Annotated in this window: 13 protein-coding genes; 8 read left to right on the top strand and 5 right to left on the bottom strand. The window is 52.5% G+C overall.

Annotation, left to right across the window (positions count from 1 at the left end):
- Positions 1 to 64: 64 nt before the first annotated feature.
- The 4 genes from yidC to rpmH are packed head-to-tail and all read right to left on the bottom strand — an operon-like array spanning position 65 to position 2,444.
- Positions 65 to 1,699 carry a membrane protein insertase YidC gene (gene yidC, locus ACO0U8_RS18215; RefSeq protein ID WP_056775922.1) on the bottom strand — a complete coding sequence of 545 codons (1,635 nt, stop codon included), beginning with the start codon at positions 1,697 to 1,699 and terminating at the stop codon, positions 65 to 67.
- A 2-nt stretch (positions 1,700 to 1,701) separates the two neighbouring features.
- Positions 1,702 to 1,959, bottom strand: a complete 258-nt coding sequence (yidD, locus tag ACO0U8_RS18210) for a membrane protein insertion efficiency factor YidD (RefSeq protein WP_072158102.1) — start codon at positions 1,957 to 1,959, stop codon at positions 1,702 to 1,704.
- Positions 1,923 to 2,282 carry a ribonuclease P protein component gene (gene rnpA, locus ACO0U8_RS18205; RefSeq protein ID WP_072158101.1) on the bottom strand — a complete coding sequence of 120 codons (360 nt, stop codon included), beginning with the start codon at positions 2,280 to 2,282 and terminating at the stop codon, positions 1,923 to 1,925. Before rnpA ends, yidD begins: the two co-directional genes overlap by 37 nt.
- Positions 2,283 to 2,300: 18 nt before the next feature.
- Positions 2,301 to 2,444 carry a 50S ribosomal protein L34 gene (rpmH, locus tag ACO0U8_RS18200; RefSeq protein WP_072158100.1) on the bottom strand — a complete coding sequence of 48 codons (144 nt, stop codon included), beginning with the start codon at positions 2,442 to 2,444 and terminating at the stop codon, positions 2,301 to 2,303.
- A gap of 684 nt (positions 2,445 to 3,128) precedes the next feature.
- On the opposite strand from rpmH, the gene dnaA reads away from it, so the two are divergent.
- From dnaA to ACO0U8_RS18170, 6 genes are all read left to right on the top strand, one after another.
- Positions 3,129 to 4,520 (top strand): chromosomal replication initiator protein DnaA, encoded by a 1,392-nt coding sequence (gene dnaA, locus ACO0U8_RS18195; RefSeq protein ID WP_056775918.1) that lies wholly within the window; start codon positions 3,129 to 3,131, stop codon positions 4,518 to 4,520.
- Positions 4,521 to 4,524: 4 nt separating this feature from the next.
- Entirely contained in the window at positions 4,525 to 5,625 is a 1,101-nt protein-coding gene (dnaN, locus tag ACO0U8_RS18190) for a DNA polymerase III subunit beta (protein WP_013573353.1), read from the top strand.
- A 9-nt stretch (positions 5,626 to 5,634) separates the two neighbouring features.
- Positions 5,635 to 6,723: a DNA replication/repair protein RecF gene (recF, locus tag ACO0U8_RS18185; RefSeq protein WP_056775916.1), complete on the top strand. Its 1,089-nt coding sequence runs from the start codon at positions 5,635 to 5,637 to the stop codon at positions 6,721 to 6,723.
- A gap of 19 nt (positions 6,724 to 6,742) precedes the next feature.
- Positions 6,743 to 9,157 (top strand): DNA topoisomerase (ATP-hydrolyzing) subunit B, encoded by a 2,415-nt coding sequence (gene gyrB, locus ACO0U8_RS18180; protein WP_183849941.1) that lies wholly within the window; start codon positions 6,743 to 6,745, stop codon positions 9,155 to 9,157.
- Positions 9,158 to 9,299: 142 nt separating this feature from the next.
- Positions 9,300 to 10,115 (top strand): sugar-phosphatase, encoded by an 816-nt coding sequence (gene yidA / locus ACO0U8_RS18175; RefSeq protein WP_056775912.1) that lies wholly within the window; start codon positions 9,300 to 9,302, stop codon positions 10,113 to 10,115.
- Positions 10,116 to 10,285: 170 nt separating this feature from the next.
- The gene (locus tag ACO0U8_RS18170; protein WP_421671387.1) at positions 10,286 to 11,551 is read left to right on the top strand and encodes a DUF3748 domain-containing protein; all 1,266 of its coding nucleotides are present in this window, start codon (positions 10,286 to 10,288) and stop codon (positions 11,549 to 11,551) included.
- 41 nt (positions 11,552 to 11,592) lie between these two features.
- Here the strand turns inward: ACO0U8_RS18170 and ACO0U8_RS18165 are convergent, their stop codons facing one another.
- A complete protein-coding gene (locus ACO0U8_RS18165; protein ID WP_056775908.1) occupies positions 11,593 to 11,970 on the bottom strand; it encodes a YceK/YidQ family lipoprotein in 378 nt (125 codons plus the stop codon).
- A gap of 393 nt (positions 11,971 to 12,363) precedes the next feature.
- Here ACO0U8_RS18165 and ibpA point away from each other — a divergent pair, with 393 nt between their 5' ends.
- Both ibpA and ibpB read left to right on the top strand, forming a co-directional pair.
- Complete coding sequence (ibpA, locus tag ACO0U8_RS18160) at positions 12,364 to 12,774, top strand: small heat shock chaperone IbpA (protein ID WP_122097139.1); 411 nt, start codon at positions 12,364 to 12,366, stop codon at positions 12,772 to 12,774.
- 140 nt (positions 12,775 to 12,914) lie between these two features.
- The gene (ibpB, locus tag ACO0U8_RS18155; RefSeq protein ID WP_056775904.1) at positions 12,915 to 13,349 is read left to right on the top strand and encodes a small heat shock chaperone IbpB; all 435 of its coding nucleotides are present in this window, start codon (positions 12,915 to 12,917) and stop codon (positions 13,347 to 13,349) included.
- Positions 13,350 to 13,388 lie beyond the last annotated feature (39 nt).

Raw genomic sequence — 13,388 nt, 5'->3', positions numbered from 1 at the left:
TGACCGCCTTTGTCTTTTTATCACCAAGTTTAGCTGTCAGGACGAAACCCGCCCTGACATTAACTTATGACTTTTTCTTGTCGCGGCTGTGCAGGCCACGTTTTTCCAGCCCGCGATAAATCAGCTGCTGCTGGAGAATGGTAACCAGGTTACTGACGATGTAGTACACCACCAGACCAGACGGGAACCACAGGAAGAACACGGTGAAGATGACCGGCATGAAGGTCATGATCTTCTGCTGCATCGGGTCAGTGACGGTGGTCGGCGACATCTTCTGAATGAAGAACATCGTGATACCCATCAGAACCGGCAGAATGTAGTACGGGTCTTGCGCTGACAGGTCATGGATCCACAGGATGAAAGGCGCATGACGCAATTCAATGGAACCAGACAGCATGTAATACAGTGCCAGGAAGATAGGCATCTGAATAACCAGCGGCAGACAACCGCCCAGCGGGTTCACTTTCTCAGACTTATACAGCGCCATCATTTCCTGACTCATGCGCTGTTTGTCATCACCGATACGTTCACGCATGGCGGCCAGTTTCGGCTGCAGCATACGCATTTTCGCCATCGACGTGTACTGTGCGCGGGTCAGTGGGTACATGATACCGCGGACAATAAAGGTGATTACGATGATCGAGAAGCCCCAGTTACCGACAAACCCTTGAATGAATTTCAACAGTTTGAACAGTGGCTGAGAGATGAACCATAACCAACCGTAGTCAACCGTCAGATCCAGGTGAGGCGCGATAGCCGCCATTTTGTCCTGAATTTCCGGGCCAACCCACAAGATGGAAGCAACTTGTTGCTGCGCACCTGGTGCAACGGTAAACGGCGTGCCTTTAAAGCCAATCGTTGAGATACCGTTATTGGTGGTGGTGAAGAAAGTATTGGTGTCTTTCGCAGACGGGATCCATGCAGTCGCAAAGTACTGCTGCAGCATTGCAACCCAACCGCCCTGAGTGGTGACATTCAGCACTTCGCTCTTATCGAACGCGTATTTCTGATATTTGTCATCGCTTGAGGAGTATGCCGCGCCGCGGAACGTGTGCAGAGCAAAGTTATTGCTTCCGGTATCACGGTGCTTAGGCAAATCGGTGGTTTGTTTCAGCTGACCAAACATCGTCAGATCAAGCGGGGTAGATGTGGTGTTGTTGATGTTGTATTCAACGTTAACCGCATAAGAACCGCGTTTGATCACGAAGGTTTTGGTGTAAATCGCCCCGTTTGCCGCCGTGTAAGTCATCGGAATGCGCAGTTCAGACTGACCTTCGGTCATCGTGAAGGTATCCGAGCTGGTCTGGAACAGAGGACGTTCGCCGTTCGCCGGATTATCTGGACCGTTTTTACCTGTCAGACCGCTTTGTGCCTGATAGATGAAATTAGGAGTGGTTTCCAGCAACTGGAATGGCTGGTCAGAACCCAACGTCGTAGGGTAAGCCTTCAGCAGAGCCTGCTCAATGTCGCCACCACGGGTGTTGATTGTTAATGACAGCACATCACTGTTAACTGTAATTAATTTGCCCTGTCCGCTACCAGGAACAGCCTGGTTAGCAGCATCACCGTTTGCAGTGTTCGCAGTCTGTTGCGTGGTCTGGTTGGCCGGTTGCGGAGCGTGGTCCGTTTGCCATGCCTGCCAGATCATGAAAGACACGAACAGCAGAGCGATGAGGAAAAGATTGCGTTGCGAATCCATCGTTAGAGTTCTCTGTTATTGTCGGTTTTCGGCGGTACGGGGTCATCACCACCTGGGTTCAAAGGATGGCATTTTAATACGCGTTTCAAAGTCAACCAACTGCCTTTTAACACGCCAAAACGACCAATTGCTTCAATACCGTATTGAGAGCAGGTTGGTCGAAAGCGGCAATGCGGCCCGAGCAAGGGACTGATGAACAACTGATAACCACGTATCAGTTTAATCAGGATGCGGGTGCCTGTCGGCAATGTCGACGCCATAATTTCTCCAACGCTTCCGTCAGCGCGCGATTGTCTAAATCGGCGACACCCTTCTTGGCTACTACCACAAAATCCATCGCCGGCAACGCATGCTGATTCAGTCGGAAACTCTCGCGGGTAAGGCGTTTGATCCGATTGCGTTCATGAGCGCGTTTGACGTGTTTTTTTGCGACGGTAAGACCGATGCGGGGATGCCCCAGCTCGTTCAGGCGGCCGAGTATCGTAATTTGCGGCGTGCCAGCCCGTTGTGGCTGCTGGAAGACGAAAGTGAAATGACGGGGAGTTAACAAACGTAACTCCCTGGGAAAAGCGAGCTTAACCACTAATTCGATTAGCTTTTATTACTTGGAAGCAGCTGACAGACGAGTACGGCCTTTCGCACGACGGCGGGCCAGAACCAGACGACCATTTTTGGTTGCCATACGAGCACGGAAACCGTGGGTGCGGTTGCGCTTCAATACGGACGGTTGGAAAGTGCGTTTCATAGCGATTTCTACCTAAACTTAAATTATTACTGATCAGTAAACGCGAAGACATGTCGGCGAAAATACGACCGATGCCCTTGTCGCAACATATAAAGAAGCGGGATTGTAATAACTGTACAGTCCTGAGTCAATTTAGATTGCCAGAAAGGGTCCAAATGTTTACCAGAATGGCCTGTGGTCACACCGCAAATCCATCTGGTTATGACCATCAGGAACACAGGCTTGACACATAGGGCTGAGAATTATACGGACTCTGATATAAATCGCAAGGATCCTCGGGCGATCCTTATCCACAGGGCTGAGATCTTGTGCGCAAACTGATGAAAAATGCCTCAGCGGAGTCCTATTTTTTCACCAGAGTGATGATTACATCGTCTAATTATAAAAGGATCGGCTAAGCTTACCCACTTGCCGACCGCTGCCTGTGGATAAAAAGGATCTAAACTGTCAGGAAGGGGAGGATCTCTGTGTCGGATTGCGTTATGATCCGCCATTCCGATCGCGATCCCAGCCGGGATGCCGTCGACAAAAACCGCAAAAAGCGGTTCGCACGTGACTTTACGCCACTGACAGGGTGGTGAAAGAAATTTCCCCCATTCAACGGGCGGAGCGTGTGTCAAAAATCATGATTTAAAAAATATCCTGATCCTTTTCTTTTTTGATCTTGTTCGAGTGGAGTCCGCCGTGTCACTTTCGCTTTGGCAGCAATGTCTTGCCCGTTTGCAGGATGAACTACCTGCCACAGAATTCAGTATGTGGATACGCCCCCTACAGGCGGAACTCAACGACAATACGCTGGCGCTTTACGCTCCGAATCGTTTTGTCCTGGATTGGGTTCGCGACAAATACTTAAATAATATTAACGGCTTGCTTAACGATTTCTGTGGAGCGAATGCCCCGTTGCTGCGTTTTGAAGTGGGCAGTAAGCCGTTGATTCAGCGCGTCAGCCAGCCCGTAGCTACCAGCGTCAGTTCGCAGGCAGCACCGGCTATTCCGCGCCTCGCACCTTCCCGTCCAAGCTGGGACAGCTCGCCGGTACAACCAGAGTTGTCTTACCGTTCTAACGTCAACCCAAAACACACTTTCGACAACTTCGTAGAAGGTAAGTCTAACCAACTGGCCCGCGCGGCGGCGCGTCAGGTGGCAGATAACCCGGGTGGCGCGTACAACCCGCTTTTCCTTTATGGCGGCACCGGCTTGGGTAAAACCCACTTATTGCACGCGGTCGGCAACGGCATTATGGCGCGTAAAGCCAATGCAAAAGTGGTCTACATGCACTCCGAGCGTTTTGTGCAGGACATGGTCAAAGCGCTGCAAAACAACGCCATCGAAGAGTTCAAACGCTACTATCGCTCCGTCGATGCGTTGCTCATCGATGACATTCAATTCTTTGCGAATAAAGAACGTTCACAGGAAGAGTTTTTCCACACCTTTAATGCCCTGCTGGAAGGCAATCAGCAGATCATCCTGACTTCAGATCGTTATCCAAAAGAGATCAACGGTGTGGAAGATCGTTTGAAATCCCGTTTCGGCTGGGGTCTGACGGTCGCGATCGAGCCGCCTGAGTTAGAAACCCGCGTGGCGATCCTGATGAAAAAGGCTGACGAGAATGATATCCGTCTGCCGGGTGAAGTGGCCTTCTTTATTGCCAAACGTCTGCGTTCTAATGTGCGTGAGCTTGAAGGCGCACTGAACCGCGTGATCGCGAACGCCAACTTTACCGGTCGTGCGATCACCATCGACTTCGTGCGTGAAGCGCTGCGTGATTTGTTAGCGCTGCAGGAGAAGCTGGTCACTATCGATAATATTCAGAAAACAGTGGCCGAATATTATAAAATCAAGGTCGCTGACCTGCTTTCCAAACGGCGCTCCCGTTCGGTAGCCCGCCCACGCCAGATGGCGATGGCGTTGGCGAAAGAGCTGACCAACCACAGCCTGCCAGAAATCGGCGATGCGTTCGGTGGTCGGGACCATACCACGGTGTTGCACGCCTGCCGTAAAATCGAGCAGTTGCGTGAAGAAAGTCACGACATCAAAGAAGATTTCTCCAACTTAATCAGAACATTATCTTCCTAGCGCTATGAAATTTATTGTTGAACGTGAGCATTTACTGAAACCACTGCAACAGGTCAGTAGCCCGCTGGGTGGACGACCAACGCTGCCTATTCTGGGTAACCTGTTATTACAGGTGACGGATGGCGCGCTGTCGCTGACCGGGACGGATCTGGAAATGGAGATGGTGGCGAAAGTCGCGCTGTCTCAGCCACATGAAGCGGGTGCCACCACGGTGCCGGCGCGTAAATTCTTTGATATCTGCCGTGGATTGCCGGAAGGCGCGGAAATTTCCGTCGCTCTTGACGGCGACCGCATGCTGGTAAAATCAGGCCGCAGCCGTTTCTCGCTGTCGACCTTGCCGGCCACAGATTTCCCTAATCTCGACGACTGGCAAAGCGAAGTAGAATTCACCCTGCCGCAGGCCACGTTGAAACGTCTGATCGAAGCCACGCAGTTTTCTATGGCGCATCAGGACGTTCGTTACTATTTAAACGGCATGCTGTTCGAAACCGAAGGTGAAGAACTGCGTACTGTTGCGACCGACGGCCACCGTCTGGCCGTGTGTTCAATGCCTATCGGCCAGTCTTTGCCGTCGCATTCGGTGATCGTGCCTCGTAAAGGTGTGATGGAGCTGGTGCGTCTGCTCGACGGCGGTGACACCACATTGCAGCTGCAAATTGGCAGCAACAATATCCGTGCTCACGTCGGCGACTTCATCTTTACGTCTAAACTGGTTGACGGTCGTTTCCCTGACTATCGCCGCGTATTGCCGAAAAATCCGGACAAAACGCTGCAGGCCGGGTGCGATTTGCTGAAACAGGCGTTTGCCCGCGCAGCGATCCTGTCCAATGAAAAATTCCGCGGCGTGCGTTTGTATGTCAGCCATAACCAGCTGAAAATCACCGCGAATAACCCGGAACAGGAAGAAGCAGAAGAAATTCTGGATGTCGGTTACGAAGGTACCGAAATGGAAATCGGCTTTAACGTCAGTTACGTGCTCGATGTGCTGAATGCGCTCAAGTGCGAAGACGTTAATCTGCTGCTGACGGACTCCGTCTCCAGCGTGCAGATCGAAGACGCTGCCAGCCAGTCGGCCGCGTATGTTGTCATGCCGATGAGGCTCTAGTCTGAATTAATGGCCTTAACGCGCTTACTGATAAAAGATTTCCGCAACATTGAGGCGGCGGATTTAGATCCGTCGCCTGGTTTTAACTTTCTGGTCGGTCCCAACGGCAGCGGTAAAACCAGTGTGCTCGAAGCGGTGTATACCCTGGGGCATGGCCGCGCTTTTCGCAGTTTGCAGGCCGGGCGCGTTATCCGTCACGATCAGCCGGAGTTTGTTCTCCATGCCCGTGTGGATGATGGTGGCGATCGCGAAGTGTCGATCGGTCTGAGTAAAAGCCGTCAGGGCGACAGTAAAGTGCGCATTGATGGCACTGACGGGCACAAAGTGTCTGAACTGGCCCAGATGCTGCCCATGCAACTTATCACCCCCGAAGGTTTCACCCTGCTTAATGGCGGGCCGAAGTACCGGCGGGCATTTATCGACTGGGGTTGTTTCCATCACGATCCCGGTTTTTTTATCGCCTGGAGCAACCTGCGACGGTTACTCAAGCAGCGCAACGCCGCGCTGCGACAGGTGAGTCGTTATGCGCAAATTCGTGCCTGGGATCAGGAATTGATCCCGTTAGCCGAGCGCATTAGCGAATGGCGGGCAGCATACAGCGAAGCGATCGCGGCTGATATCAGCGCGACCTGCGCGCAATTCCTGCCCGAATTCGCCCTCAGTTTTTCTTTCCAGCGTGGATGGGACAAGGAAACCGAGTACGGCGAGTTGCTGGAGCGTAATTTTGAACGCGACAGAGCCTTAACGTACACCGCGTCAGGTCCGCACAAAGCGGATTTCCGCATTCGTGCCGACGGCACGCCGGTGGAAGATTTGCTGTCCCGTGGGCAGCTGAAATTACTGATGTGTGCGCTCAGATTAGCGCAGGGTGAGTTTCTCACCCGACAGAGCGGGCGGCGTTGCCTGTATCTTCTTGACGATTTTGCCTCCGAGCTGGACGCCGACCGACGTCGGTTGCTGGCCGATCGCCTGAAAGCCACCCAGGCACAGGTTTTTGTCAGTGCGATAAGCGCTGAGCAAGTGACCGACATGATGGGTGAAAAGGGCAAGATGTTCCGCGTGGAACAAGGTAAAATAGCCGTTCTATCACAGGACTAAAAATGAGCGAGAAACGTTGATGTCGAATTCTTATGACTCCTCAAGTATCAAGGTATTAAAAGGGCTGGACGCGGTGCGTAAGCGCCCGGGCATGTATATCGGCGATACCGATGACGGCACTGGTCTGCACCACATGGTATTCGAGGTTGTGGACAACGCTATCGACGAAGCCCTCGCGGGCCACTGTAAAGAGATTCAGGTCACGATCCATGCGGATAACTCTGTTTCCGTGCAGGATGATGGTCGTGGTATTCCAACCGGCATTCACGAAGAAGAGGGCGTTTCAGCTGCTCAGGTCATCATGACCGTACTTCATGCCGGTGGTAAATTTGACGATAACTCGTACAAAGTGTCCGGCGGTTTGCATGGCGTGGGTGTTTCCGTCGTTAACGCCCTGTCGGAAAAACTGGAACTGCTTATCCGTCGTGAAGGCAAAGTGCACACCCAGACTTACGTGCACGGTGAGCCACAGGAACCCTTGAAAGTCGTGGGCGATACCGACGTCACCGGTACCACCGTGCGTTTCTGGCCGAGCTTTAACACCTTTACCAATCAGACTGAATTCGAGTACGACATTCTGGCGAAACGCCTGCGTGAACTGTCGTTCCTGAACTCGGGTGTGGCGATCCGCTTGCTGGATAAGCGCGACGGCAAAAACGATCACTTCCATTATGAAGGCGGTATCAAAGCCTTTGTGGAATACCTGAATAAAAACAAAACCCCAATTCACCCGACGGTGTTCTATTTCTCAACCGTGAAAGACGATATCGGTGTGGAAGTGGCGTTGCAGTGGAATGACGGTTTCCAGGAAAATATTTACTGCTTTACCAACAATATCCCACAGCGCGACGGCGGCACCCATCTGGTGGGCTTCCGTTCTGCGATGACCCGTACGCTGAACGCGTACATGGATAAAGAAGGCTACAGCAAAAAATCCAAAATCAGTGCCACCGGCGACGATGCCCGTGAAGGCCTGATCGCCGTGGTTTCGGTGAAAGTGCCGGATCCTAAGTTCTCTTCTCAGACCAAAGACAAACTGGTTTCTTCCGAAGTGAAGACAGCCGTTGAGTCACTGATGAACGAGAAGCTGGTGGATTATCTGATGGAAAACCCGGCGGATGCGAAAATCGTTGTCGGGAAAATCATTGATGCAGCCCGTGCGCGTGAAGCAGCCCGTAAAGCACGTGAAATGACCCGTCGTAAGGGCGCGCTGGATCTGGCTGGTTTGCCAGGCAAACTGGCTGATTGCCAGGAACGTGACCCGGCTCATTCCGAACTGTATTTAGTGGAAGGGGACTCAGCGGGCGGCTCTGCAAAACAAGGCCGTAACCGTAAGAACCAGGCGATTCTGCCGTTGAAAGGTAAAATCCTCAACGTTGAGAAAGCGCGCTTCGACAAAATGCTCTCTTCTCAGGAAGTGGCGACGCTGATTACTGCGCTCGGTTGTGGCATTGGCCGTGACGAATACAACCCGGACAAACTGCGCTATCACAGCATCATCATCATGACCGATGCCGACGTCGATGGTTCACACATCCGTACCCTGCTGCTGACCTTCTTCTACCGTCAGATGCCTGAAATTGTGGAACGTGGCCACGTGTTTATCGCACAGCCTCCGTTGTACAAAGTGAAAAAAGGTAAGCAGGAACAGTATATTAAAGATGATGAAGCGATGGATCAGTATCAGATCTCCATTGCGATGGACGGGGCAACGTTACACGCCAACGCCCATGCACCAGCCCTGGCGGGTGAACCGCTGGAGAAACTGGTCGCTGAACATCACAGCGTGCAGAAAATGATTGGCCGTATGGAACGTCGTTATCCGCGTGCGCTGCTGAACAACCTGATCTATCAGCCAACCTTAGCCGGTGCTGAGCTCGCTGACGAAGCGAAAGTGAAGGAATGGATCGAAACGCTGGTGTCCCTGCTCAACGAAAAAGAGCAGCACGGCAGCAGCTACAGTGCGATTGTGCGCGAAAATCTTGAACACCAGCTGTTCGAGCCAATCCTGCGTATTCGTACTCACGGTGTGGATACCGATTACGATCTGGATGCAGACTTCATTCAGGGCGGCGAATACCGCAAAATCTGTACGCTGGGTGAAAAACTGCGCGGCCTGATCGAAGAAGACGCCTACATCGAACGTGGCGAACGCCGTCAGCCAGTGACCAGCTTTGAGCAGGCGCTGGAATGGCTGGTGAAAGAGTCACGTCGCGGTCTGTCGATTCAGCGTTATAAAGGTCTGGGCGAAATGAACCCTGAGCAACTGTGGGAAACCACAATGGATCCAACACAACGTCGCATGCTGCGCGTGACCGTGAAAGATGCCATTGCGGCTGATCAGTTGTTCACGACCCTGATGGGCGATGCGGTTGAACCGCGCCGTGCCTTCATCGAAGAGAACGCCCTGAAAGCGGCCAATATCGATATCTGATAGTGGCATAAGCTGATAAAGAGTCCGAACCGGGAAACCGCTTCGGACTTTTTTTTCGTCTGACGCAGCCCGCATTCTGACTGGCTTTACAGCGGGTGATCGCGTTAGCATTGAGAAAGATTAATCAAACTCTGAGGATGCTATGGCTATTGAATTGATTGCAATTGATATGGACGGAACCTTGCTCAATCCGCAGCACGAAGTCACGCCTGCGGTAAAAAAAGCGCTCTCCGATGCGCGTGCCAAAGGCGTGCAAATCGTTCTGGCGACCGGGCGTCCTTTCATTGGCGTGCAGCGTTATTTGCAGGAACTGGATTTGCAGCAGGACGGTTGTTACTGCATCACCAACAATGGCGCGCTGGTGCACAATGCGAAAGATGGCAGCGTGATTGCCGAAATAGCCCTCGAGATTGACGATTATCACTACTTTGAGAAACTCGCTCGTGAGCTGGGTGTGCATTTCCATGCACTGACCAAAACCGATCTGTTCACTGCCAACCGCCACGTCAGCCGCTATACCGTGCATGAGTCGTTCACCACCGGTATACCGTTGCAATTCTGTCCGGCTGAGGAAATGGATCCGTCGCTGACCTTCCCAAAAATCATGATGATTGACGATCCTGAACTGCTGGATCGCGCCATCAGCCAGCTTCCGGCGCAAGCCAAAGAGCGCTATACCATCATGAAAAGTTCGCCGTACTTCCTCGAAATCCTGGATAAGCGCGTCAATAAAGGCGAAGGCGTGAAGACGCTGACGGAAAAACTGGGCATCGCGCGCGAAAACGTAATGACGCTGGGCGATCAGGAAAACGACATTGCTATGCTGGAGTTTGCGGGTATTGGCGTCGCGATGGGGAACGCGCTCGACAGCGTGAAAGCCGTCAGCCAGTTCGTCACTAAAACCAACACCGAAGACGGTGTGGCGTTTGCCGTGAATAAGTTCGTGCTGGGCCACTGATCCTCTCTGATAGTTGCGGCCTGTTTTCTTCCCCGGTGCATTATGGGCGCGTTGTCTTATCTCTTCCTGGTCGGGGAAGTGAAAGGTGCCGGCGATTGCTGAAGATTGCCACTGCCGTTTGAGTCCCCTATTCTTAGGCACTCCTTGAACGGCAGGGCACACCTGAACGCATGACCGAAAAACAACTCACTACGGATGCCCGCGGGCATCAGCTCACCAATATCAACGTCTGGACGCCGGACAGTCAGTGGCTGGTGTATGACGTGCGTCCGCATGGCGGTTCTTTTACCGGCTCAACCATTGAGCGGGTGAATGTTGAAACCGGTGAAACTCAGGTGCTTTACCAGGCGAAGGACGGCGCACACGTGGGTGTGGTGACGGTCAGCCCGGATGAGCCCGCCCGTTACGCGTTTATTCATGGCCCGGAAAATCCCGATGCCTTGTGGCAGTATGATTTCCATCATCGTCGCGGGGTCATCGTCTCTGAACCCGCGCGCGAACAGGCCGTCACGCTGGATGCCCTGGACATCACCGCGCCTTACACTCCCGGCGCGTTGCGCGGGGGGACGCACGTTCATGTTTTCAGCCCGGACGGCTCCCGTCTGAGTTTCACCTATAACGACCACGTTTTGCATGAGCACGATCCGGTGCTTGATCTGCGTAATGTCGGCATCGCCCTTGCCGGTGGTCCTGTGACCTCAGCAAAACAGCATCCCCGCGAATACGATGGCAGCCATTTCAGCGTGCTGGTCAGCGACACCACGCCTGCTCCTCAGCCCGGCAGCGATGACATCAACCGTGCTTATGAAGAAGGCTGGATCGGACAGGAAGGCTATGTGAAAGCCGATGGTTCCCGTCAGCGCCGGGCACTGGCCTTTATCGGCGACACGCTTTCAGCAGAGGGCGAAAAGCACCCGGAAATCTTTGTGGTGGATTTGCCGGAAAATGATGCGGATTACCGCAAGGCCGGTGATAAACCCTTGCAGGGCACGCCGGAAACGCTGCCTGCGCCACCGGCGGGGGTAGAGCAGCGGCGTATCACGTTTACCGAAAACGGCATCGCCACCCAGCCGCGCCACTGGCTGCGTGCGTCGCCGGACGGCACACAGATAGCCTTTCTGATGAAAGATCATAACGCGGTGGTGCAGGTGTGGACGGTTTCCCCCAACGGCGGCGAGCCGGTGCAAATCAGCCATGGCGTTCAGGGCGTTCAGTCTGCGTTCAGCTGGCGCCCGGACGGGAAATCCCTGGCGCTGATCTGTGATAACAGCGTGATGCGTCTGGATGTGCAAAGCGGAGAGATGCAGCGGTTAACGCCACGATCGGATATTGCGCCGTGCGCTGATGCGGTCGTGTATTCACCGGATGGCCGTAAAGTGGCGTTTATGCGTCAGTTGGAAGGATATGCGCAGCTTTGCGTGGCAGACAGTGATTAACGTTTGTTAAAAACCGGCCTGTTCTGGCCGGTTTCATGGGGTTACTTTTTATGTGCCGAAGATTTGTGACCTCGATCGGAGGTGGTCATTGGCGGGATGTGATCGATATCGACCCCGTTACTCAGCGCGATATTGCGTTCTTCGCTGGCTTTGACGCGATCGCGCGTCGTCACTTTTCCGCTGCGATAATAATCATAAGGCAGCAGCAGCGTATCCAGCGCGGCACTGAACGGTAAATCGATCAACAGCAGCGGCGTCATGGCCCAGCTGGTGTCATCGCTTTTTATCATATTCACATCAGCACGGGCGCCCGAATAATATCCGGTGTCACCCCCTGTATGGCTCATCACGCTGGAGCAACCGCTCGTCGCTAAGAAAACACATCCTGTCATCAGCGGCGTTAATGCAAATTTCATCATGTTAGAACTCATCTTATGCTGTCAGGCTGAGCTTTTAAGTCAAGGTGACTTATAACACTCAACACAAAAAATTAACAAAGCAAGCTGTAGCTCTGTGGCTGCGATCCCATTAAGTGTAATTACTATTTGAAATCCTGCAGGAAACCGCCTGCTGTCCCTGATTTTTCGCCTGTCGATGTGCTGTATTTTGGCTATTCCGGTTCAACGAAAACGAAATTTTTTTGTTTTTCCCCGCTTGAAAATATTCCTTTCGTCTCCATTTTTAAAGGGAGACGCAGAAAGATACGCCGTAAGGGATCTTTTCTCATGACCGTTTGTTATGAAGGAATGCGTTGCAGCCTGTCCGACCGGAGGGCTAAAACAAACACTCGCTGAATATCAGGAGAAGTAAGAATGCGTAATTTTGATTTATCCCCGTTGTACCGTTCTGCTATTGGTTTTGACCGTTTATTTAATCTCATCGAATCGGGTCAGAATCAGGGTGGCGGATATCCCCCTTATAATGTCGAGCTGGTTGACGAAAACCATTACCGGATTGCTATCGCGGTAGCCGGTTTCGCAGAATCCGAGCTGGACATCACGGCTCACGACAACATGCTGGTGGTTAAAGGTGCGCATGCGCCGACAGAAACCGACCGCACTTATTTATATCAGGGCATTGCTGAGCGTAATTTCGAACGCAAATTCCAGCTGGCAGAGCATATCCAAATAAAAGCCGCTAATTTGTCCAATGGCCTGTTGTATATCGATCTGGAACGTATTGTTCCTGAATCATCAAAACCGCGCCGTATCGACATTCGTTAATTCAACGGTCGCTATCCCGTCAATCAGGATATTGACCGTCAGAAAATGAAAAAGTTTAGGCTCGCCGTCAGGGAGCTGAACCGTCACATCCAAAATGGAGGACGGAATTGTTAATCTCGCTTCAAAGAAGGAGTTACACCATGCGTAATTATGATATTTCCCCGTTACTGCGTCAGTGGATTGGTTTCGATAAATTAGCCAGTTCAATGCAGGGTTCAGATCAGGCATTTCCGCCGTATAACATCGAGAAGTCAGACGATAACCATTATCGCATCTCGCTGGCACTGGCCGGTTTTAAACAAAGTGACCTGAATATAGAAGTGGAAGGGCCGCGTTTGACCGTCAGTGGTACGCCGGAACAGGCGGATACGAAGGTGGAATACCTGCATCAGGGCCTGGTTATCAAACCTTTTACCCTGAGTTTCACGCTGGCTGAGCATATGCATGTGTCAGCAGCCGAGTTCGTCAACGGTTTGCTGCACATCAGCCTGGTGCGTGATGTACCGGAAGCGCTGCAACCGCAGAAAATCGCGATCGGCAGTGAAAAACCTGCGCTGGAAAACCAGCCGTCATAAGACCTGAACATTGAGTGTAAACAGAAAACCGGGGTGATG

The sequence above is a fragment of the Rahnella sp. EDr1-12 genome, from assembly GCF_049206505.1.
Classification (GTDB): Bacteria; Pseudomonadota; Gammaproteobacteria; order Enterobacterales; family Enterobacteriaceae; genus Rahnella; species Rahnella rivi.
Note: the sequence above shows the minus strand (reverse complement) of the source record. Positions and strands in the feature narration are given on the sequence as shown.